Origin of the sequence: Dermabacter hominis NBRC 106157 (genome assembly GCF_001570785.1) — a bacterium.
GTDB lineage: Bacteria > Actinomycetota > Actinomycetes > Actinomycetales > Dermabacteraceae > Dermabacter > Dermabacter hominis.
Genome location: NZ_BCSI01000002.1, coordinates 148,333 through 167,689 on the forward strand (window position 1 = coordinate 148,333; position 19,357 = coordinate 167,689).

Annotated in this window: 15 protein-coding genes and 1 tRNA gene; 7 read left to right on the plus strand and 9 right to left on the minus strand. The window is 63.5% G+C overall.

Annotation, left to right across the window (positions count from 1 at the left end):
• Window positions 1–130 precede the first annotated feature (130 nt).
• The 3 genes from DEHOM01_RS03390 to DEHOM01_RS03400 all read right to left on the minus strand — a co-directional run bounded on the left by DEHOM01_RS03390 (window position 131) and on the right by DEHOM01_RS03400 (window position 2,528).
• On the minus strand, window positions 131–655 hold the full coding sequence (locus DEHOM01_RS03390) for a hypothetical protein (protein WP_061211508.1): 525 nt from the start codon (window positions 653–655) through the stop codon (window positions 131–133).
• A 50-nt stretch (window positions 656–705) separates the two neighbouring features.
• A complete protein-coding gene (locus DEHOM01_RS03395; RefSeq protein WP_061211509.1) occupies window positions 706–1,236 on the minus strand; it encodes a hypothetical protein in 531 nt (176 codons plus the stop codon).
• A gap of 686 nt (window positions 1,237–1,922) precedes the next feature.
• Window positions 1,923–2,528, minus strand: coding sequence for a hypothetical protein (locus tag DEHOM01_RS03400; RefSeq protein ID WP_061211510.1), 606 nt, complete (start codon window positions 2,526–2,528; stop codon window positions 1,923–1,925).
• 117 nt (window positions 2,529–2,645) lie between these two features.
• Here DEHOM01_RS03400 and DEHOM01_RS03405 point away from each other — a divergent pair, with 117 nt between their 5' ends.
• Window positions 2,646–3,455, plus strand: a complete 810-nt coding sequence (locus tag DEHOM01_RS03405) for a DUF4194 domain-containing protein (protein WP_245630645.1) — start codon at window positions 2,646–2,648, stop codon at window positions 3,453–3,455.
• The gene (locus DEHOM01_RS03410; protein ID WP_082738683.1) at window positions 3,452–6,850 is read left to right on the plus strand and encodes an ATP-binding protein; all 3,399 of its coding nucleotides are present in this window, start codon (window positions 3,452–3,454) and stop codon (window positions 6,848–6,850) included. Before DEHOM01_RS03405 ends, DEHOM01_RS03410 begins: the two co-directional genes overlap by 4 nt.
• On the opposite strand, the gene DEHOM01_RS03415 is transcribed toward DEHOM01_RS03410, so the two are convergent.
• On the minus strand, window positions 6,834–8,237 hold the full coding sequence (locus DEHOM01_RS03415; RefSeq protein WP_061211511.1) for a phosphotransferase: 1,404 nt from the start codon (window positions 8,235–8,237) through the stop codon (window positions 6,834–6,836). The two genes, DEHOM01_RS03410 and DEHOM01_RS03415, sit on opposite strands and share 17 nt — an antisense overlap.
• Before the next feature lie 93 nt (window positions 8,238–8,330).
• Here DEHOM01_RS03415 and DEHOM01_RS03420 point away from each other — a divergent pair, with 93 nt between their 5' ends.
• A complete protein-coding gene (locus tag DEHOM01_RS03420; RefSeq protein ID WP_061211512.1) occupies window positions 8,331–10,313 on the plus strand; it encodes an Ig-like domain-containing protein in 1,983 nt (660 codons plus the stop codon).
• 6 nt (window positions 10,314–10,319) lie between these two features.
• Here DEHOM01_RS03420 and DEHOM01_RS03425 read toward each other — a convergent pair whose 3' ends face one another.
• From DEHOM01_RS03425 to DEHOM01_RS03445, 5 genes are all read right to left on the minus strand, one after another.
• Window positions 10,320–11,810 carry a beta-N-acetylhexosaminidase gene (locus tag DEHOM01_RS03425; protein ID WP_061211513.1) on the minus strand — a complete coding sequence of 497 codons (1,491 nt, stop codon included), beginning with the start codon at window positions 11,808–11,810 and terminating at the stop codon, window positions 10,320–10,322.
• A gap of 226 nt (window positions 11,811–12,036) precedes the next feature.
• On the minus strand, window positions 12,037–13,365 hold the full coding sequence (locus tag DEHOM01_RS03430) for a C40 family peptidase (protein WP_061211514.1): 1,329 nt from the start codon (window positions 13,363–13,365) through the stop codon (window positions 12,037–12,039).
• Between the two features lie 377 nt (window positions 13,366–13,742).
• A tRNA-Pro gene (locus DEHOM01_RS03435) sits at window positions 13,743–13,819 on the minus strand.
• Between the two features lie 114 nt (window positions 13,820–13,933).
• Window positions 13,934–14,869 carry a metallophosphoesterase gene (locus tag DEHOM01_RS03440; RefSeq protein ID WP_061211515.1) on the minus strand — a complete coding sequence of 312 codons (936 nt, stop codon included), beginning with the start codon at window positions 14,867–14,869 and terminating at the stop codon, window positions 13,934–13,936.
• On the minus strand, window positions 14,862–17,321 hold the full coding sequence (locus DEHOM01_RS03445; protein ID WP_061211516.1) for a transglycosylase domain-containing protein: 2,460 nt from the start codon (window positions 17,319–17,321) through the stop codon (window positions 14,862–14,864). The genes DEHOM01_RS03440 and DEHOM01_RS03445 overlap by 8 nt, the downstream gene beginning before the upstream one ends.
• A 147-nt stretch (window positions 17,322–17,468) precedes the next feature.
• Between DEHOM01_RS03445 and DEHOM01_RS03450 the strand changes: the two genes are divergently transcribed.
• The 4 genes from DEHOM01_RS03450 to DEHOM01_RS03460 are packed head-to-tail and all read left to right on the plus strand — an operon-like array spanning window position 17,469 to window position 19,276.
• Window positions 17,469–17,774, plus strand: coding sequence for a WhiB family transcriptional regulator (locus DEHOM01_RS03450; protein WP_016663301.1), 306 nt, complete (start codon window positions 17,469–17,471; stop codon window positions 17,772–17,774).
• A 9-nt stretch (window positions 17,775–17,783) separates the two neighbouring features.
• A complete protein-coding gene (gene sp36, locus DEHOM01_RS09695) occupies window positions 17,784–17,960 on the plus strand; it encodes a Sp36 family protein (protein WP_082738685.1) in 177 nt (58 codons plus the stop codon).
• Window positions 17,961–17,966: 6 nt separating this feature from the next.
• Window positions 17,967–18,428, plus strand: coding sequence for a RidA family protein (locus tag DEHOM01_RS03455; RefSeq protein WP_061211517.1), 462 nt, complete (start codon window positions 17,967–17,969; stop codon window positions 18,426–18,428).
• A 2-nt stretch (window positions 18,429–18,430) separates the two neighbouring features.
• Complete coding sequence (locus DEHOM01_RS03460; RefSeq protein WP_061211518.1) at window positions 18,431–19,276, plus strand: MBL fold metallo-hydrolase; 846 nt, start codon at window positions 18,431–18,433, stop codon at window positions 19,274–19,276.
• The last annotated feature ends 81 nt before the right edge of the window (window positions 19,277–19,357 follow it).

Sequence of the window (19,357 nt, forward strand, 5' to 3'; positions counted from 1 at the left end):
AAAGCAGAGCCGGTGGGGTCAGAGCGGGGTTCAGCGAAGTAAACGATGACCCCCGCAAACGACAGGACGGCGAATCGCACAAGATCGATGGCGAGCGGGACAGCGAATGTTCCAAACTGGAATCCCGCCCTTAGGCGATCTGGTTCTTCGCCGCCTTGGTCCCGCGCATTCCGGCAACGGTGAGCACGATGCACAGAATCAGAATGACGATGCTGGTGAGGATCGCGAAGACTGCGCTCCCACCGTTTCCTGCTATGACTCTTTGAACCACGACGTTGATGAGGCCCGTGGCGCCAGTCAGCAGCGTGGTGATCGTGGCAATGATGCCCATCGTGCGCGCCTTCTTGCGCCCCACGATGGCGAGCACCACCGATGAGATGAAGGCGAGGAAAGAGACGCCGATGAACAGCAGGACAAGAAGTCCCGTGATCATGATGGCGACCTCGAAAGCGTCGCGGTTGTCTCCCGCGAGGGCTGCGCCGCCGTAGCCGATGGCCTGGCCGAGAAGCCACAGGAGCGTCATGATGCCGCCGAGGATGGCGGTGGCGAGGCCCGCGAACTTGGCAGGCTTATTTTCCGTGGGGAACCCCTGGCCGGGGTGGGCGGGGGCGCCGAAGTTTTGGGGGCCCTGTGCTGCGTGCGGGGGAATGGACATGGAATGGGTCCTATCTAGGCTCAGTGGATTGTGTGGGTATGGGATCGAGGTCAGATGGAGTGGCGGATGGCCATGCGGCCGCAGAAGATTGCGGTGATGCCAAAGAGAAGGGGGAACAATGCTGCCCCGATCAGCATGGGCTTGATCTCCAATCCGATGGCCATGGACATGCAGGCGATGAAGCCGGCTGCCGCAATCACCATGGCGATGAGGGTGATGATTCCAGCCGTGCGCGAGCGGCCGCGGCCAACGAACAGGAGGATGAGCGCGGGCCAGAAGGCGAGGGGGCCGGTACCCATCGCGGCGAGGAGACCGATGATCCCCGGGATGACGTATGCGGGCAGTTCGTCAGCGCCCCCTTTGGGCAGCATGTTCGACGCATCAAGTGCTCCGGCGGCCGTAGTGGTGAGGGTGTAGAGGAGCCAGCCGAGGGTGAAAATCGAGGCGAGAACGATGAGGATCCAGCCGAGGACTCGGGCGGCCTTTCCGGTGGGTGCTGCAGTGGGTGTGGGATACGGGGCGGGGCCGGGGTAATGGCCGGGGTACCCGTAACCATTGGGGGCCGAAGAGTGCTGCGTCATCGTGTTCCTTTTGCAGGGAAGAAGGCGTGTCGGGAAAAGCGTTATGTATGCAACTGCAAAAAGCGTGTCAGGGGTGTGACCGGGCGCGCAAGCTCGTTCACTCAAATATCATTTTGGGCAGGCTCGGTGGCATCGGGCCGCGGGGCTCAGGGGAGACGGTGTGACTCTAGCATGAACGCCCGCCATGACGGCGAAGGCGATGCTAGAGAGTGGGAATAGTGAATAGATGGGGAGCACGAGGGGTAGGGCCAAGAACGGCAAGAGGACGAATGCCCAAGTGAACTCGGCGACGACGAATATCAGGAACGGGGTCAATCCCACGCTGAGAGCGCGAGGAATGATGTGCATAGAAAAGGCAAAGGTGGCGTGCTTTCGAGCCTGCCCCTTGGGGGCAATGATGACGAGGACGATCAGGGGGCGATAGTGGCGGCAACGAGCACCGCGAGCGTTGCTGCATTGACCGCTAACGCGATGTTACTTGCTTGGATCCGCTCCGCTGCGTGCTCCGCCGTTTCGGGGGCGAGTGGGTCACCCAGCAAGCGAAATATAGTGAATATCCGCGACCAACGCGACGAAGTACGTGAACGTGAGTAGCCCGGGAAGCAGTGCCGCTGCGCGGGTGCCGCGGCTTCTCCTCGCGGTCACCGGCGGATTCAGGGGCGGCAGCGCAGGGGGGAGGCAGACGGTTACCGCGCTAAAGCAGAGCCGGTGGGGTCAGAGCGTGGATCAGCGGAGTAAACGATGACCCCCGCAAACGACAGGACGGCGAATCGCACAAGATCGATGGCGAGCGGGACAGCGAATGTTCCAAAGACGAGCAAAGCTCTGAGCCCTTCCCACTCGGCCCTCACCGCGCCTGTGGCGGGATTGCTGGAGGCCTCGGTCGGGAGGCTCAAGGAGAGGGCGATCATGGCGGCCGCGCTCAGAACGGCGAGGAGCGGTCCGAGGATGAAGACGATAATCGCCGTGAGAGCAAAACCGATGCGCCCCGCACCGTCGCACCGCGTGAGTGCCGCGATCGCAAACGGGACCGCAGTAAGCCCGACGAAGTTCCCAGCTCCGAAGAACACGCCGAACACGAAGAAAAACGCGAAGGCGCGCGAGACGAGTTCGTCGAGCCCGGCCAGCGGGCTGCTGTCCCCAGGAGACTCGGAGGCGACAGGCACGAGCCACATCGCGCCAGGGGCGAGGAGCGGCCCCAAAACGACACAGACGAGCGCGACCGTCGCAAGAATGACCCAAACCCTCGCGGGGCTGCGATGGTTGTTGGCTAAAAGCGAGGGCAGGGACACGGCGGCTCCTTACAGTGAGGTGAGCGGACGTAGTCAACCTATGAACTCAAACGCAGGTCAGATAGAGGGCGGGTGAAAATTGTGGATAACTCTTGTGCGGCCGGTAGGCTTGAGGGCGTGGAAAACGAGAAGGGTCCGCGCATGCGTGAACACGAGGAAACCGCCGCCGACGGTCGCACTGCTCCGGCGGCAACGCCGAGCACTGACCGCGACGAATGGGCGCTCGCAAGCGACGACGAAGACCTCACCTACGCCGGCTCCACCGGGGGAGCGCTCGTCGAGGACTCCCGCCGCGTTCTCGTTGCCCTGCTTCAAGGGCCCTACCTGGACGGTCGACGCGACCCCCAGCGCTACGGCCAGCTCCTTCGCGATCGCGCGCAGATCGAGAACCGCCTCGCCGACATGTTCCTGGAACTTGTTCTCGACGATGACGCGCAGGTCGCATTCGTGCGCCAGAGCGAGGACGACCCCGATGCCCCAAAGCTTCTGCGCCGTCTCACAGGCCTCAACCGGCTCGACACCGTGCTCCTCCTCGTCCTGCGCCAGCACTTGCTCACGCAGTCCTCGCGCGGGCAGCGCGCGGTGGTGAGTGAGATGGAGCTCGTCTCGACCCTTTCGACATACCGCCGCACCGATTCCACGGACGAGGCCGGCTTTACGAAAGACATCCGTAGCTCGATCGCGAAGCTTCAACGCGCCGGCCTGCTCGAGGAACAGGGAGACAGCTACGAAGTCTCGCCCGTCCTCAAGCTCATGATTACTCCGGACACCGCGCGCGAGTTCACCGACCTCTATATGCGCGCTGGTGACGACGTGGGCGGCGCCGCCGATGCCCTTGATCGCGAGGCAAAAGACGACACCTTGGGGGAGGCCGACGCCCGCCCCGATGACACGAGCGTCGCATCCGAAAGCGAGGCCACCGCATGAAAGCCCAGGACGTCTTCGACGGGATGGATGACCCCTCGCTTGAGCCGGCAGGCGTCGGCCCCGGTGCCGCGCACAAGCCCGCTACCGACCCCGAGCACCCGCATCCGGGCCAGTGGCGTCTCAATCACGTGCAGCTCAGCAACTGGGGCACGTTCCACGGGACACACGACCTCGCGATCAGCTCGAAGGGCTTCTTCCTGACGGGCGGTCCCGGTACGGGCAAGTCCACGCTCCTGGACGCCGTGAGCGCGCTCCTCACGCCACCGCGTGCGCTGCACTTCAACGCGGCGGCGTCCGACGCCGGGCCCCGCCAAACAAAGAACCGACGGACTGTCGCAAGCTACGTTCGCGGCGCGTGGGCCATGCATTACGACGCCGCCACCGGTGAGTTCAGCCAGGAAGTGCTGCGCGACAAGACCACCCTCAGTGTGGTGACGCTCCGTTACGGCAACGGTCAAGGGGACACCCTCCAGCTCAGCCGCATGTTCCTCCTCCAGGCAGGCCACACGTCGGACTCGGACGTCAAGAGCCTCTACGTGATTTCGTCGAAGCCGTACGACGTTTCTGACCTGCGCCCGTTCGTGGGCACCACGATCGAGGGCCGCGAGCTCGAGAAGACCCTCGAGGGCACCGAGACTTTCCGCCAGTTCCGCGAGTACCGCGCGCGCTTCTCGCAGATCCTCGGCATTCCCGACGAGAAAGCGCTGGGGCTCCTGCACAAGATCCAGTCCGCGAAGGAACTTGGCGACGTCAACGCCCTGCTGCGTGACTACATGCTCGACGAGCCACGCACATTCGACCTCGCCGATCAGGCCCTCGCGAACTTCCAGAACCTCTCCGAGGTGTACGACGCCCTCGTGACGGCCCGCAAGCAGCGTGACACCCTGCTGGTGTTGAGGGAGGCCGACGCCACCTGGCGCGAGGCTCGTTCCCGCGGCAGCGAGTTGGTGGACCGCCGCAATGACATCGACACCTTCTCCGCGCGTCACCTCGTATCCCTGCTCGCCGCAGAGAAGGAACGCCTCGTGCGAGACCAGGATCGCCTGCGCGCGCAACGAAACCGCCTCTCCCAGGACGTATCCGAGGCTCGCGAGGACCTCGCGCAGCTCAAGGAACAGCGCAAGAACGCCGGTGGCGGCGAGATTGACGACTGGAAGAAGCAGATCGCGGGCCTCGAGGTGGAGCGCGAGCGCCGGCGCGAGCGCGCTACGGAGTTCTCGGGCCAGCTGGCCCTCCTCGATCTCGGCACGCCCTCCAACGAAGAGACATTCCTGAGCATCCAGCGCGACGTCCAGGGCCTGCGGAGCGCGCTCGAGGAGGCGGAGAAGAACGAAGCGCAGGTGCAATGGGAGGCCGAGGCGAAGGTTCGCGAGTGGGCCCGCACCCTTGAGGACACCCGCCAGGAGGTCGCCTCGCTCACCTCGCGCGCCTCGAACCTTCATTCCGATGACGTGGCGCTGCGCGACCTTCTCGCCGAGCGCACGGGAGTGTCTCCGAGCGATCTCCCCTTCGCCGCTGAGCTCCTCCAGGTGCGTCAGGGTGATCAAGAGTGGACGGCCGCCGCGGAGCAGGCGCTGCGAGGCCTCGCGCGCTCGATCCTCGTCCCGGATCGCATCTACCGCACCTTTGCTCGTGAGATCGACGGTATGAAGCTCCGCCGCCGCGTGAGCTACAACCGCATCAACACGAACATCAAGACCGCCCCCAAGAAGCTCGACCCCCGCGCCCTCGGCACGAAGATCGAGATCAAGGACGGCGAGTTCCACGCCTGGCTCTCCGCCGAGATCTCGAGCCGCATGGACTACCTGTGCGCCGAGAGCCTCGAGGAGTTCACGAAGTACCCCCGCGCGGTTCTGCGAAGCGGCCAGATCAAGCACTCGGCTACGCGGCACGAGAAGAACGCCGACAGGCAGATCAACGACCGCTCCAACTGGGTGCTCGGTTTCGATAACCGCGCGAAGCGCGCCGTCTTCGAGCAGGAGCGCACCCGCGCGGAGCAGGCCCTCTTTGAGGCCCAGGCGCGCCGCCGCGACCTCGAGAAGGAAGCGACCCAGCGCCGCCACAAGCTCTTCGCGCTCCAGGCGATCCAGGCCGTGACGTGGGATGACGTGGACGCCGCGAGCGTGGCGAGGCGCATCGCGAACCTGCAGGACATGGTGCGCGCCGCCGAGGACGGTTCGAGCGCCCTCACCCAGATTGCCCGCCAGATCGACCAGGTGGAGATGTCGATCAACGAGAGCGACGAGGAACTGCTCGAGGTAGTGGGTCAGCTCGGCCGCGTCAACGAGCAGCTCGATCAGATCAGTGAACGCCACCTCCAGGCCGAGGCGCAAATCGAGAACCGCACCCTCTCGGAAGAGACGGTGGCCGACCTCGGGGCACGCTTCCGTGCGATCGCCCCGAACCTCCTCCTGAGCAACATCGACCAGGTCACGAAGGACGCCTCCGCGACCCTCGATGCGGAGCTCATGACGCTCCAGAAGCAGACCTCGCGCGCCGAAGAGGACATGCGCACCGCCATGCGCGAGTTCTCCCGCCAGTGGCCCGCCGACGGCGCGGACGTGGACACCTCTCTCGAGGCAGCTCCCGAATACCTCGCCATCCTCACGCGGATCGAGCAGGAGAAGCTCCCGGATGTTGAGGATCGCTTCTTCGACTTCTTCACGGGCAACACCCTCGGTGACGTGCAGGCCCTCGCCACGGCGATCGCTCGCGAGCCCGCCCAGATCAAGAAGCGTCTTGCGAAGATCAACGAGCTCCTCGCCCAGGTGGAGTTCCACCAGGGCCGCTTCCTCCAGCTCTCCATGCGGCCCGTGCACCTCGCCGCGCTCGACGAGTTCAAGCAGGCCCTGGGCCAGGCCGTGAACTCGACGCTCGAAAACGACCTCACGCTAGACCGTGACATGGCAGAGGAGCGCTTCCTCGCCCTGCAGTACCTCATGGGCATCATCACGAAGGCCCGCACGAACGACGACCTCGCCTCGCGCGCGATCCTCGACGTGCGCCGCCACGTTCGCTTCCACGCGGAAGAGGTCAATACCGAGGGCGAGGTTGTGCACGCCCACCAGTCCGGCGGCCCCCTGTCGGGTGGCCAGAACGAACGCCTGACGACGTTCTGTCTCGCCGCGGCACTGCGCTACCAGCTCGCCGGGACCGGCGTGGATGTGCCCAGGTACGCGCCCATCATCATCGACGAGGCGTTCAGCAAGGGTGCGGGCAAGTTCATTACCGCCGCTATGGAATCCTTCCGCCACTTCGGTTTCCAGGTGGTCCTCGCGAATCCTGGAAAGAATCCGCAGGCGCTCGCGCCGTTCATCGGCGGCGTAGGCGTCGTCTCGATCCGCGAGGACCGCTATTCCTCCGTGAGCCTGATCGATTTCATTCCGGCTGCGTAGCGCTTGCGGTGAGCTCCTCGAGGGCACCGAGGGGGATCGTGAGCCACTCCGGTCGGTTTTGCGATTCGTACACGGCCTCGTAGGCGGCCTTGTCGAGCTCGAACACGCGCAAGAGAACGCGCAGATCCTCCGGGTCGCCCTCACCCCCGCGCGCGGAACGCTCGGCGAGATACGCCTCGAGGAAGGCCTCCCGCGCCTCGCGTGCCCATGCGCGTGCATCGATGCCCTCATTCAGTTCAACGTAGGCCGCTGCGTAGTCGATGCTGCGCAGGATCCCCGCGACGTCCCGGCAGGGAGAATCGACCTTCACGCGCTCCGCCATGGGGCGCAGCGGTTCGCCCTCGAAGTCGAGAAACACCCAACCCTCGCTCGGTGAATTGAGGACTTGCCCGAGATGGAGATCGCCGTGGATTCGTTGGAACGGCGGCCACGAGATCCTCAAGGCCCGCATGTAGAGAGCGTTTGCGGCGTCGGTGAATTCCTCGAGTGCCGGGAGCGTCTCGGCGTGGTGTGCGAAACGACGCTTCATCGACTCGAGGGTGAGCGCGAGCGTATTGGTGCTCACGCGATCGGTGGGCAGGACGCGCGCGAGATCCGTGTGGATCTGTGCGAGGGCGGTGCCTAGGTCCGACGCCTGCTCGGAAAAATCGATGCCTTGGGCGGCAGCGATGAGGGCTTCGCGCCAGGCATCTTGCACATCCGGAAGGAATCGGTTGAGCAAGGCGACGTCGGAGCTGCCCAGAGCGTCGACACCGCGCACGTACCCGAAGAACTGCGGGATCTGCGTGCTGCCCTCGGATTGGAGTGCCTCTTGAAGTTCGGCGTCGGGGTTTGTGCCGTCATGGAGATGGCGGAAAAGCTTGAGGATGTACTCGCGGCCGCTTTCGGTATGAATGATGAGGGACGTGTTCGACTGCTCGCCCACGAACCTCTCGGTTGCCGTGATCGCCTTGAGATCATCCTGTACACGCTGGGCGGTTTCAGCGATCAGCATGGGTTCAAGCGAAAGCCCCTCGCCCGATGCTCCCTCGAAGAGGGCGCGCGCGAGAAGCGCGCGAGCGCGGTCAATCCCGGTGGCGTCATACACGTTGTACTGCCCCGCTGGAGTGTCGACCTGCGTGATGAGACTGTCGAGTTCACCATCGTCGACCCGGCCGTCCTTGTTCCAGGCCACGGGCAAAGCAAAGCGCACGCCATCACCGGCACCGAGAGCGACAAACGACACCACGAGGTGATCATCCTCGGCAAGACGAGTCCAGCCGGCAATCTGCAGCTTGGGAGCGGCACCGTACGCACCGCTGTACCAGCGCTGTCCCATGATGAAACGCGAGGCGTCCTCGAGGAACTTTTCGCGGCGAAAGTGATCGGAAAACACGATGCTGAGCATGGGACTCCCTACGCTGGGATACTTGGGCCCTCTTAGACTAACGCCGCTGGTAGTGTGGCGGGTGAATTCGAGGCATTCGTGGGAAGGAGAATCGTGCGAAAGGAGTCGATTCTCCGCCGCACCCTGGCGCGCACCGCAGCGTGCGCGCTCGTGCTTGCGGCAACCGTCGGACCAGCCCTAGCTCCCGTGCCCCACGCCCCTGGCGCCGCATCCCTCATTCCCGCGGCGCACGCAGTCGGCGAAGACGGCCCCTTTACGCTCCCCACGAATCCGAACGCGCTTACGCAAGAAGCGACGCTCGGCGATGAAGGAATTTTCGACCTTTTCCTGATGGTGTCCTCGGACGACCTCGCGACTCTCGACAGCGACTCGATGAGGCTCCTTGGGACGGCCGACTCTCGTGAAGCAAAGCCCACGCGCGGAGGTAAGAAGCTCTCCGTCGAAGGGGTAGGGGACTGGACGATTCAGGACACGCGAGTGAGGTTTACGCCGGCGAACCCCAAAGCAGGTGGGTCCCATAGCGTGCAGTTCTCGGTGCGCTCGAAGGCAGGTTATGAATCCGCTCCCGTGACTCTCACCGTCACCTACCCGGGAATTTCAAACGTGAGCACACGAGCCTCTGAGGGAAAGAAAGTCACGATCCCTCTTTCGCTTGAAGGCACGCAAGTCAAACCCTCCTCTCTCGGGTTCTCGCTCGAAGGGCTCCCCGCGGGGAGCACGCTCGTGGACGGTGGCGCGCGGCTCATCGTCCCCGACGAGGGAACGTGGCTCCTCACAACCGACGGCCAGCCGAGTGTCACCTTTACTCCTCGACGCGAAAGGCTCGGCGCACAACCGCGGCCCGTCACCGTCGAGGGGACAGACATGAAGGGCAACTCGATCGCCCCGGGCACGGTGACCGTGAATACGCCTTCGATCAGGGACATCACGCGCGCAGCGGGCTACGGCCAACCGGTCGTTTTCGAACTCGCGAGCGCCACGTCACACGTGGATCCTGCGACGCTTCAATTAGCCCCCTTCGGTGGCGAAACCTCCTACTACACTTCCGGTGACGGTCTTTCGGTGACCGTTGCCGACCAGGGCACGTGGGTTCTGAACCGAGCAGCACAAACGCTCACCTTCACGCCCTTGAGTGACCGGGTGCGAGACGTGACGCCAATGGGAGTGACGGCAGCTGACAGCGAAGGCAACACATCCTCGGTTGCCCCCATGAACGTGGGCTACCCCCAAGTGGGTGCGCGCTACACGGCCGTGAAGTGGGGGCAGGCTGCAATGTTCACCCCGCTCGACGGTTCCCTCAACGTCCAGCCCTCAACATTCGCCTTCAGCGACCACGACATGCCCGCGGGAACGAGCTTTTCCGGTGATCGGAAGACCATGCGAGTACCGAACGAGGGAGTGTGGGCATTCGATGCAAACGCGCGCACAGTGACGTTCACCCCCGACAGCTCGCTACGCGACTCGCCGCATGTCGCCACCTTTACGATCGACAGCGCTCTCGCTTCCAACACGACGAGCGGAACTCTCCACGCGCAATACGCGAGCGCGGTTTCCACGGCACGCGACGACGAAGCCCTCTCCAACAGCCGAGTCAACTCAGTGACCATCGACGTCCTCGGGAACGACACCCCCGCGAGCCCCGGCCAAGGGTTCGATTCCGAGACGCTCGTGCTCCACAGCGCGAGCGCGACCAACATCCAAGAACTCGTCGCAGGCTCAGGGCGCCGCCTTGAAATCCCCGAAGAAGGCGTATTCGAGGTGACGAGCGCGGGCGGTGTGCGCTTTACGCCCGCCGCCACATTCGTGGGGCGAACAACCCCCATCGAGTACACGGTCGAGGACGCTTCCGGGCTGCGCACGAGCGCTCACATCGTGGTCGACGTTGAACCTCTCGTCCCCGGGTCCAGCTCCGACCGGCGCGAAGCCGGACTCAGCGCGATCTTCGGGCGCCTCATGCCCTCCTCGAGTGCGACCTTTGCAGTCTTCGCGACGAGCACGGCGCTCCTGATCTTCACGGGAATCGTGTCCCTGTGGGTCGGCGCGCAGATGCGCCACGACCGTAAAGGCGACCGCTAGAACCCCTCAGTCGAGGATCTTGCGGGACTCGACGCCGAGATGCGCAAGCAGAGGCTCGTGCGCGCGAATCCGCTCGCGGAGCTCCTCCACCTCGATCGACGATCCCCACGCGTGCTGTGCGATCGCCACGAGACGAGGAAAGAGCATGTACTCGAGGTGGCGAGCAGTCGGAATGTACTGGCCGAATGCCGTTGCCTCGATGCCGAGCACGAGTGCTTCGTGCTCCTTTTTCAGTCGCTTGGGGAGGGGCTCTGCTTTGAGGACGTCCTCGAGGCTCAACTCGGGACGCGCGCCCACGGGCTCGTTCCGGCCCTGCACGCGGTCAAGGCCGAGAATCGATTCGGGCGCTGCAACCGTCTGAAAGCCGCGCGAAGCCGCAGATTTGACGCCCTTCGAGTCGCCTCCTGCAAGCACAATCGCGTCGTCGGGAATTCGTACGAGCCTCGACGAATCCCATACCGCGAGGCGCTTGCCCTTATCGCGTAGTACCTCGCCCGCGAACGTCATAAAGCGGCCAAGGATCTCGCTTTCGCGCGAATAGCCCCACTCCTCCCGGCGCGTGCGCGCCTCGGCAGAGTGCTCCCACTCCGTCAGCGGGGCATCCTCGCCACCGACGTGTACGAATGGGGAATCAAAAATATCGGCGACCTGCTCGAGTACGTCACGCACAAACTGGAAGGCCGCTTCCGATGTGCCAAGCACGTGGTCGCTCACGCCCCACGTCTCGCGCACGAGCAGCTGGCGTTCAGGGTAGTTCCCGAGAGATGGGTACGCGGCGATCGCCGCTTGGGCGTGACCCGGAAGATTCACGCCCGGCACGACGGTCACGCCTCGCGAACGCGCGTACTGCACAAGCTCACGCAGTTCCTCCTGCGTGTAGAAACCGCCGTGGCGATCCTCCGCGAATGTGTCCTCACCCTCGAACGTCGGGGTTCCCTCGACAGTGCGCTCGCGCCATGCGCCAACTTCGGTGAGCCGCGGGTATCCACTCACCTCGAAGCGCCAGCCCTGATCGTCGGTGAGATTCATATGCAGGATGTTGAACCGGTACACGGCCATCACCGTGATGAGCCGCTTGAGATCCTCAACGGGCAGGAAGTGCCGGGCTGGATCAACGAGCAGGCCGCGCCATGCGAACGCAGGAGAATCACTCAGGGTAAGCGCGGGGATGCGGTAGGTCGCTTCCGACGGTTGCTCGTGACCCACCGTTGCCGCTGCGGCGAGTTGGGACCGCACTGCCGAAAGGTGGACGATCTGCGCGAACGCATTGCGACCATCGGCGAGCGCCGCCTCGCTACCGGCAGTAATCGATGCGCCGTTCTTGTGGATCGCGATCGAGAAATCGGTGCGCGGCAGGTCCTTATTTACGCCGACCGTGACCTCGCCGAAGGGGTCTGACGTCAGCCAGTCCCCGGCTGGAGAATCCCCCCAGCGCACCGACACCGGCTCGGGGATGAGGGGGAGGGGAGCGGTATTGAGCTCAGATTGCGTGGACATGGCACTCCTGGGGTAAATCGGCGGCCTTGCGCGATGTTGCACAAAGATACAGTTCAACCCTGTCACGCGGGGATAGGTGCACGCTGGAAAAGGGATGGCCGATGCCTACCGGGAGGTGTCGGACAGAAAAACGGGCAGCCCCGAGGGGCTGCCCGCATGAACTGATCGGTGTGGCCTCGATCCTCTTCCCACGACGCAGAGCGTCAGGATCGAACCCCTCTCCCGATCAGCGGTAGGTGACGAAGATGACCTTCGATGTCCAGATATCGCGGTGGACGACCTGCTGGCGCGAACGGCTCGCGTCGACAACCTTGCCGTCACCCGCGTAGATGCCCACGTGACCGTAGTTGTTCTGCGTGAACACGACGAGATCGCCGGGGCGAGCCTCGCTTTCCGAAATGATCGTGCCGGCGAAGGCCTGCTTGCGTGCCGTGCGAGGAATCGAGATGCCGTGTTCGCGGTACACCTTCGAGGTGAGGCCCGAGCAGTCGAAGCCGGCGGGCGACGAGCCGCCCCACACGTACGGCGTGCCGAGATAATCCTTGGCACTTTCCACGATCGCTTGGCCCGAGACATCAGACTGAGCCGAGGTCTTCGGAGCGGGAGCAGGCGCCGCGGTGCTCGCGGCGCGCGATGTCGAGATCTCGACCTTGCCCGCGTTGAGTTTGTCCCAGGTGCGGGGGCCTACGACGCCGTCGACGCCGATGCCGGCCGACGCCTGGAAGTTGCGTACGGCGTTGCGGGTGGCGCGGCCGAAGGAGCCGTCGACCTTGATGTCTGCGCCCGCGTTGTTGAGCAGTTTCTGGAGGTCCTTGACGGCGTTGCCGCGGTTGCCTCGGCGGAGTTTCGGCGTGGAGTTGACCGAGGTGGTGTTCTTGGAGGTTGCGGCCGAGCCGGCGCCCGAGTTGAGCTTGTTCCAGGTGCGGGGGCCTACGACGCCGTCGACGCCGATACCAGCCGACGACTGGAAGTTACGCACCGCGGTATTCGTATTACGGCCGAAAACGCCGTCTGCCTTGATGTTCGCGCCCGCAGCCTTGAGCATGTTCTGGAGGTTCACCACTGCGTTACCGCGAGAACCGGGGCGAAGCTTTGGAGTGTTGTTCACCGCGGTGGGGTTGTTCGCCACGAGGGCCGAACGGGTGCGGGCGCCGACAACACCGTCCACACCGATACCAGCCGACGACTGGAACGTGACAACCGCGTTGCGGGTCTTTCGGCCGAAGGAGCCGTCAACGTTAATGCTTGCACCGTGGTGGTTGAGAAGAGACTGAAGCGCCTGGACGCGCTTGCCGCCGCTTCCGGTACGCAGCGGGCTCGTGCCGAGCGCGGAGATGGACGGAAGCTTGGTGCCTGCCTGCGACACGGGGCCGCGATGCATGGAAGGTGCTGCATCGGCGGGAGCGAGCCCGAGGCCGGTAGCGGCGGTGGCGGCAACGGCGGTGAGGGCGGCAGCGCCAACAGCACCCTTGGAAACAGGGGCGAGGAGGCTGCTGTAGTCGATGACGGCGGGGCCTTCGGCACGGTGTGTGCCGCGCTGTGCAGTACGAAGCATAGAGAGCAACTTTCCTACCCTCGCGATTGGTGTCCGCACCAATTCCCGCCACAGGGTGCACATCGAGGAAGCTCCCCCCGAAGTGACGGGATGCGATTGCGGGGGGCAAGTCACGTGCATGACTCGCGCTCCACATTAGGTGAGGGGTAGGGGTCTTGGGGACTCTCAGGAATCAATCAGGAGCCCAAATTTGCCAAACTTTTACTGATATTTGCCCATAGTAATGCCGTGGCGGCTTTTCAAAAAAACTCCAGCGTGGTAGTTACATCGATGTAATTTCATGGTGTGTATTCATGCTAAAGGTGCTCGAATAAGGGCATTAGGAAACTGGAAATGGGGAAAGAAAAAGCCCCCGCCGAAGCGGAGGCTTTTGCTGGTGGTCGGGGTGACAGGATTTGAACCTGCGACCTCTTCGTCCCGAACGAAGCGCGCTACCAAGCTGCGCCACACCCCGAAAACGCCGCGGAAACCGTGAAAGGCCCGCGAACCTCATCAACTATAGCGCCTCTGCGCGTCATGAAGCGAATCGATGTGGCGTGATCGCCACCACCGTGCCGAGCGCCGAGCTCTAGGTCAGGCGAGGCTTGAGAGTGAGGAGCGTGACCTCCGGCCGGTTTGCAAAACGCATGTTGTAGAAGGGGCTCGCTCCAATACCGCCACTGACGTGCAGCGGAACGCCTCGATGGACACTGAGTCCTTTTGCCTGTGAACGGTGAAGATCGCAATTCGTCACGATCGCGCCAAAATACGGAAGCGCAAGCTGGCCACCGTGAGTGTGCCCCGCGAAAATGAGGTCGCACCCATCGTCGACAAACTGGTCAAGCACGCGCTTATAGGGCGCATGGGTGACGCCAATCTTGACGGAAGGCCGAGTGCCCCTGGCAGCACACGCCGGATCGACCGGGGGAAACTCGTCGTGCTCAAGGTGAGGGTCATCGACCCCGACAACCTCCACGTCGCAGCCCGGAAGCTCGAGGAGGGCTCGAGCGTTCGAAACATTCGTCCATCCGCCAGCGGTCAATTTCGCCACCAGCCGTTCGACCTCGAGCGGCTCATTCTGAACGCCATCACGGAAGTTCTTTGGCCTGGGATCGCGAAGGAGGTAGCGGAAAATGTTTCGCTTCCCCGCTGCGTATTTGTCGTTGGAGCCGAGGGCCAAAAGCCCCGGGCGTTCGAGGAGAGGCGCGATATCGCGTGCGATGGCATCGATAGCATCTTCGCTGGCCACGTTGTCGCCGGTATTGACGACGAGATCGGGCTCAAGCGAAGCGAGGCTTCGCAAAAATTCACGCTTCTTCGTTTGCTCTGGAAGCAAGTGTGCATCCGACATATGGAGCACGCGGATTGGCTGAGCCCCGGAAGGGAGAACGTGCAGGTCGAGTGCACGGATTTCGAAAAGGTTAATCTCGATGTGGCGGGCCCACACGTGGGCTGCCGCAGCGGTTCCGACGGCTGCAAGCGCGCCGGCGCCGCCAATGAGAGCGAGTGGCTTCGCGCTAGTCACCGGGGTAGAACTCCTCGTACTCGGTGTAGTCGTCATAATCAGGATCGCCAGGGTAGACGTAAATATAGCCGTCGCTATCGGGGACGCGCTCTTTCACCGGCGCCGTTTCCGCACGCGCAGCATTGGTGTCACTGTTTCCCTGGTTGGTGTCATTCCCGTTTCCCTGGTTGGTGTCATTCCTGTCGGGCTGCGCGGGAGCTGGAGTTTTCGGGGCCTGCGGCTGATCCGTTGGACCCTCTTCGCTTGAGCCTCCGGAATCCCGCGTTGGCGGGGCGGATTGGACGCCCTGGGGCTTCGGCGGGAACGGAAGCGAGGGAAGCCCCTCGTGGGCTTTGATCATGAACTCTTGCCACGTGGGAAGCGAGACCGTACTGCCCCACACGTTGCCTACGAGGCGCTGCCCATCGACCTTCACGCCGGTGGGCCGACGGTTGGAGGTGGGGTTGCCGAACCACACCGCGGTGGAGAGGTTCTTCGTGAAGCCTACGTACCACGTGTGATACTGCCGCCCCGAGGTTCCGGTCTTACCGCCGGCATCGTGGCCGGGGATCGTCTTGCCCTTGCCCGTACCCTTCGGGTCCGAAAGCCCCTGCATGAGGGTCCATGCCACGGCGTTCGCAACCTCGGGCTTGATGGCTTGAGTGCATTCCGAGCTCGTGAACGGAAGCTCCTTGCCGTTGCGGTCAATCACTGCTTCAATCGGCTGCGGCTTGCAGTACTTACCTTCGGCCGCAAACGCGGCGTATGCAGCGGCCATGCTCACGGCGGGGATGTTAATCTCGCCGATGACCTGCGATGCCGGGGAGAGGTTCGTTCCGAACATATCGTTAACGGACTTTTCCTTGAGCTTCGGGTCCGCGTCGTCCCAGTTACCCGGGACCGCGCCGAGGGTACGCGCGGTATCAGCGATGTTGCACAGATCGGTGCGCAGCGCGATGTTGGCGTACGCCGTATTGATCGAGAACTTGGTGGCGTCGAGAACGCTCATGGAGCCGTGGATGTCTCGACCGGCGTCCTTAAGACGCCACCCCGTGCCCGAGCGCCAGCGGCCTTTCTTGAGGCAGTGCGCAGGGAAGTTGTTGAACGTGTTCGAGCCACGCGGCACGGAGTTCCAGATCGAGCCGCCGTCGCTCAAGAATGTCGTGAGAACGAATGGCTTGAAGGTCGAGCCCACAGGGAAGCCGTTTCCGCCGCCAAGATAGCTGGGGGCCGTGTAGTTGAGTGAGGTCTCGCCGGGCTTTGCGTCCTTATAGGGATTGAAGGTGCGGTTTTGTGCCATGACCCGCACCTTGCCCGAGCCGGGCTCGACGCTCACGATCGCGTGACCGAACCCAGACTCGGAATCCGCGGGAACTTTGCGGTTCACGATGTCTTGGGCGATCTTCTGGCGGGCGGGATCGAGGGTCGTTTTGATCGTGAGACCGCCGCCATAGAGGAGCCTGCGGCGTTCCTCTTTAGTTTTGCCGAATTTCGGGTCACGCATAAGCGTGCGCGTGACGTAATCGCAGAAGAAGCCGTTGCCTCCGGCGGTCGAGCAACCCGCGCGTGCGTCGGTAATCTTGAGCATGTCCTCGATCGGCTGCTCTTTGGAGGTTTCGTATTCCTCCTTGTTGATGTAGCCAAGCTGGTACATGTCGTAGAGCACTTGGTTGCGCCGTTTGAGGGCGTTTTTCGGATGCTTGACCGGGTCGTTTCCGTTCGGGGAGTTGGTGATACCGGCAAGCAAGGCTGCTTCGCCCGGCGTCAAATCTTCCGCGCTCTTGGAGAAGTAGTGCTGGGCTGCGGTCTCGACCCCATACTGAGAAGGCCCGAACTGCGCTACGTTGAGATAGCCGTTGAGGATTTCGTCCTTGCTCCACTTTTTCTCAAGGGAGATGGCGATCTTGGCCTCGCGGAGTTTCCTAATGAGCGAGGATTCGGTCGCTGCCTTAATCGCCTCGTCATCGCCGCGCTGGAAAGCGTCCATGAGCAGAGCGTTCTTCACGTACTGCTGGGTGAGGGTCGATCCGCCCTGAAGGCTCTTTCCGGAGAGGTTGGAGACGAGGGCGCGGAACGTTCCCTGCGGGTCGAACCCGTTGTGCTGGTAGAAGCGGCGGTCCTCGACCGCCACTACGGCGTGCTGAAGATCTTCGTCGATCTTGTCGAGCGGCACCATGACGCGGTTCTCGGAGTAGAAGGTCGCGAGCAGGCTGCCATCGGCCGCCTCGATGCGTGAGGCCTCGTTGAGGGGCGCGACGTCGAGCTCACTCGGGAGGGAGTTAAAGAGGTTCGCGCCATCTTTCGCGGCGGCCGACATCGCGGTCACGACAGGAAGGAAGAAGGCGGCAAGCAGCACGCCGGCGAGAAGACACACGGCGAGCAAGCCGCCCACGCCCGTGACGGCTTGGGTGAGAGTGGTGGTCGGTTCGTTCGAATTCGACCGAACCATTGGCTCCTGCTGAGACTGAGGCATGTCCACACCCTACTAAGGCGGGCGCCCAAAGGGCAGTATCGCGTGTGTGAAAGTTGTGGGGAGACCTCGAATTGGGGGTCGCGTCACACTTTTATTAGTATGGAGTCACGCCAAAATTCGAAGTGAGTCAATCCGGGAGGTGCGGCAGTGAGCGTGGGCAGCGTTGACACGATTCACGACACGCGGCATTGGGCGGCCCAAGGGGCGTGTGCGAGCCTCAATCCCGAAGAATTTTTCGTGCAGGGTGCCGATCAACACAAGGCCAAAGTGGTGTGCCGTTCATGCCCCGTGCTCAACCAGTGCCTTGCCGACGCGCTCGACAACCGCATTGAATTCGGTGTGTGGGGCGGCATGACGGAACGCGAACGGCGCCGCCTCCTTCGCGAACACCCGGGGGTCACATCGTGGCTGCCCGTGCTCGAGAACCGGAAAGGTTCAAGCGCCCCCCGCTAAGCTGGGTGCATGGCTACGATTCACAAGTGGGAATACCTCACGACACCGCTGCTGATCCACAACACCAAGGCGATCCTGGACAATTTCGGCTCCGATGGTTGGGAGCTTGTCCAAATCATCCAGGGGCCGCAAGGGCCCGAATCTCTCGTTGCTTATTTCAAACGACCCATCACTGAAGGAGCCTGATTTCCTATGAGTACCGTCGAACAAAAGCTCAGCGAGCGCGGTCTTTCCCTCCCGGAGGTGGCAAAGCCCGTGGCCGCCTACGTTCCCGCCGTTGTGACCGGGAATTTCGTGCAGACCTCCGGTCAGCTGCCGCTCGTGGGCGGCAAGCTCGAGGTGACCGGCAAGGTAGGTGCCGAGGTTGAGGCTGAGGAAGCGAAGAAGGAAGCTGAGAAGGCCACCCTCAACGCCCTGGCCGCGATCAAGGCTGAGATCGGGGATCTCGACCGCATCACGCGCGTCATCAAGGTGACGGGTTATGTCGCGTCGGCTCCCGGATTCACGGCGCAGCCCGGCGTTATCAATGGCGCGAGCGAGCTGCTCGGTGACGTCCTCGGTGAGGCTGGTTCGCATTCGCGCGCGGCCGTCGGCGTTGCGGCTCTTCCGCTCGATGCATCCGTTGAGGTGGATCTTCTCGTGGAGTTCCGCTAGTCATGCAGCGCGAGCCCGATTCTTCCGGCGTGCGCCTTTCGTGGGTGCTCGCCCCGAATGCAGGGCCGCGAACGCTTGATGGCACGCGCACATACATCTTTACTGCGGAGCGCACCGTGTGGATCGTCGATCCCGGTCCCGCAGCGCGTGCACATGCGCAAGCTGTCGTCGACGCGGTGGTCGCTACCGGCGCCCGCCGCGTTGGCGGCATCATTGTGACGCATCATCACGAGGGGCACACTGGCGCGACGTCGATGGTGCGGCGAGCCCTTAGCTCCGCAACCGGCATCACTGTTCCCCTGTGGGCTGCGGAACCCGCCCTGGTACCCGGCGCGGCGCCGGTTCCGAGCGAGATTTCTATCGACGGGCGTGTCGTGGCCGATGTTCTCCATCTCCCGGGGCACACCGCCGATTCGATCGGCCTGCTCCTCGAGGGCGGGGAGTTCCTCACGGGAGACACACTCCTCGGTGGGGCGCCGAGTGTGGTGGGCGAGGACTGCACGCTCCACGAGTACCTCCAGTGCCTCAACATCATTCGCGTGATGTGCATGGACGGCCGCATTTCGGGTCTCTATCCCGGTCACGGTGACCCGATCGAGGCTCCTCACGAGGCGCTCGTTGCGTCGCAAGAAGCGCTCGCGTACTGGCGCGAACGGCTCGAGCGCGTAAGGCAGGTGCGTGAGCGCGGGGTTCTTACGGTGCGGCGAATATGCGACGAGATTGACGGGGGCGAGCTCGCTGCGTTGAAAGACGATGGCGCGAGCGCGGACGATGTCGCGCTTTACCGCGAAGGCGCTGAGCGCAACATTCGCGCGGCGCTCGAATACATCACGGGCACGGATCGGTAGGAGCGAAAAGGCGAGCACCGAGCAGCCCAAGGGGGGGGCGAGAAATAGAGGAAGGGAGCGACCCGCAAGCGGGGCCGCTCC

Excerpts from the sequence above, each read along its gene's own strand:
- DEHOM01_RS03430 (WP_061211514.1), bottom strand. The coding sequence starts at position 13,365 with ATGCTTCGTACTGCACAGCGCGGCACACACCGTGCCGAAGGCCCCGCC.
- DEHOM01_RS03445 (WP_061211516.1), bottom strand. The coding sequence starts at position 17,321 with ATGCCTCAGTCTCAGCAGGAGCCAATGGTTCGGTCGAATTCGAACGAA.
- DEHOM01_RS03425 (WP_061211513.1), bottom strand. The coding sequence starts at position 11,810 with ATGTCCACGCAATCTGAGCTCAATACCGCTCCCCTCCCCCTCATCCCC.
- DEHOM01_RS03395 (WP_061211509.1), bottom strand. The coding sequence starts at position 1,236 with ATGACGCAGCACTCTTCGGCCCCCAATGGTTACGGGTACCCCGGCCAT.
- DEHOM01_RS03410 (WP_082738683.1), top strand. The coding sequence starts at position 3,452 with ATGAAAGCCCAGGACGTCTTCGACGGGATGGATGACCCCTCGCTTGAG.
- DEHOM01_RS03390 (WP_061211508.1), bottom strand. The coding sequence starts at position 655 with ATGTCCATTCCCCCGCACGCAGCACAGGGCCCCCAAAACTTCGGCGCC.
- DEHOM01_RS03460 (WP_061211518.1), top strand. The coding sequence starts at position 18,431 with ATGCAGCGCGAGCCCGATTCTTCCGGCGTGCGCCTTTCGTGGGTGCTC.
- DEHOM01_RS03455 (WP_061211517.1), top strand. The coding sequence starts at position 17,967 with ATGAGTACCGTCGAACAAAAGCTCAGCGAGCGCGGTCTTTCCCTCCCG.
- DEHOM01_RS03415 (WP_061211511.1), bottom strand. The coding sequence starts at position 8,237 with ATGCTCAGCATCGTGTTTTCCGATCACTTTCGCCGCGAAAAGTTCCTC.
- sp36 (WP_082738685.1), top strand. The coding sequence starts at position 17,784 with ATGGCTACGATTCACAAGTGGGAATACCTCACGACACCGCTGCTGATC.